Here is a 2,056-nt window from a genome sequence, read left to right as displayed (position 1 = left end):
AAGCGCATCGCCCCGATCTCCCCCCATTCCAGGGCGGCGCAGCCGGCTTCCTTGCTTACGATCTGAACCGAACACTGGAGCAGCTGCCGCCGCCGTCAATTCACGGCCTCCGGTTGCCTCAATCAATCCTGCATTTTTACGATGTGGTCGTCAGCTTCGATCACCGGCACCACAGGTGCTGGATCGTCTCGACCGGATGGCCCGAACAGGACCCAACCCGACGAGCCGATCGCGCGCGTCGTCGCGCCGACGAGTTTGCAGCACTGCTCGCCAGGCCAAAGTCGCCGCGGAACATAATCCCCAGCACGGCGGGCGCTTGGCATTCTAACTATAGCCGTGAACGCTTTATCGCAGCGGTCCAGCGCGTCGTCGGCTTGATCCTGGCAGGAGATATATTCCAGGCCAACATCGCGCAACGCTTCAGTGCCAGGGTTTCGCCCCTGTTCGATCCGCTCACCTTTTATTGCCAGCTCCGGACTCTGAACCCGGCACCGTTTGCAGCTCTCTTGCGCTACGATAAGCTGACGATCGCATCAAGCTCTCCTGAGAGATTTCTAAAACTTGACGGACGGCAAGTCGAAACGCGCCCGATCAAGGGCACATTCGCGCGTTCCGCCGATTCTGCGGAAGATGGGCGGCGTGCCGAACTCCTTCTTGCGTCCGAGAAGGATCGTGCCGAGAACATTATGATTGTCGACCTGCTGCGCAACGATCTGTCACGCGTTTGTACCGACAATTCGGTCGATGTTACCGCCCTGTGCAACCTGGAATCCTATGCATCGGTGCACCATCTCGTTTCGATTGTCAGGGGCGCACTTGCTGAAGACAAGGACGCCGTCAGTCTGCTTCGCGCCTGCTTTCCGGGCGGCTCCGTTACCGGCGTTCCGAAGGTGCGAGCAATGGAGATTATTGCGGACATCGAGGGAGTGGCGCGAGAGGTCTATTGCGGCGCGATCGGTTTCATTGGATTCAATGGACAGATGGACACGAACATTGCGATCCGCACTGTGATGATCGACGACGACCTAGCTGTCTTTCATGCAGGGGCTGGGATAACGGCGATGTCGGATCCTGAAGCCGAGTACGAGGAGACGCTTGCCAAGGCACAGCGACTCTTCGCCGCCTTTGGTGCCGATCTATCTGGTGCATTTTGATTCTGATCATCGACAATTACGACTCATTCGTGTTCAATATCGCGCGATATTTCCGCGCGCTCGGTGAAGAGACGCAAGTCGTCCGGAATGACGCGATGAGCTTCACCGATCTCCTCGCGCTCCAGGCGCGTGCAATCGTGATCTCTCCCGGACCTTGCACGCCAATGGAGGCCGGCATATCCACTGCCGTTGTCCGCGAACTATCGGGTCGCGTTCCAATTCTTGGCATCTGTCTTGGGCACCAGTGTATTGGGAGCGTTTTCGGCGGTCGCGTGGTACGCGCGCGTTGTCCGATGCACGGTCGAGCCTCACACATAACTCATGACGGCCGAGGGTTGTTCAAGCAACTCCCGTCTCCACTTTCTGTTGGACGCTATCATTCTCTGGCGGTTGAACTAGAGGAGTCAGACGCGCAGCATCTCGTGGTGACAGCCCGCTCAAATGAAGGTGAGATCATGGCTTTGGCACATCGGCATCAACCGACCTATGGACTGCAATTCCACCCGGAGTCAGTACTTACTCAGCAAGGTCACGTGCTGCTCATGAATTTCCTGCGATTGGCAGAGAGCTTCCGAGCGTGAGATCGGCGACTTCGTCCCAAACGTGGCAGCCTAGTCCATAGAAGGGGCATCAAGCTGCAAACTTGACGGATCTAACTCGACACTCCGTGCGAAACAGCTCTGACCTGTTGAAGGTGTGACGAGAGAGCGCGAAAAAGCTCGATTTGTACGCTTTTTACGCAACTTTTTCTTTAAATTCAGGCTCAATTGAATTACTGGAAGCCAGCAATGCGTAGCTTTCCTCGCATTACCTCCATTCGATGAGTAGGCGGATCATCGTCTAGTTGTCCGTGAACAAGCCTCCAAGCACTTGATTGGGAGTCTGTTTTCCGGTTGCGGCGG

Annotated in this window: 2 protein-coding genes; both read left to right on the top strand. The window is 56.5% G+C overall.

What is annotated here, in order from left to right:
• Window positions 1–1,154: aminodeoxychorismate synthase component I (gene pabB / locus WN73_RS11920; RefSeq protein ID WP_271552909.1), on the top strand; the 1,154-nt coding region annotated here is incomplete at its 5' end.
• Window positions 1,151–1,735 carry an anthranilate synthase component II gene (locus WN73_RS11915; RefSeq protein WP_097669454.1) on the top strand — a complete coding sequence of 195 codons (585 nt, stop codon included), beginning with the start codon at window positions 1,151–1,153 and terminating at the stop codon, window positions 1,733–1,735. The genes pabB and WN73_RS11915, both read left to right, overlap by 4 nt.
• Window positions 1,736–2,056: the final 321 nt, after the last annotated feature.

It is taken from the genome of Bradyrhizobium sp. CCBAU 45394 (assembly GCF_028128655.1).
Lineage (GTDB): Bacteria > Pseudomonadota > Alphaproteobacteria > Rhizobiales > Xanthobacteraceae > Bradyrhizobium > Bradyrhizobium diazoefficiens.
Note: the sequence above shows the minus strand (reverse complement) of the source record. Positions and strands in the feature narration are given on the sequence as shown.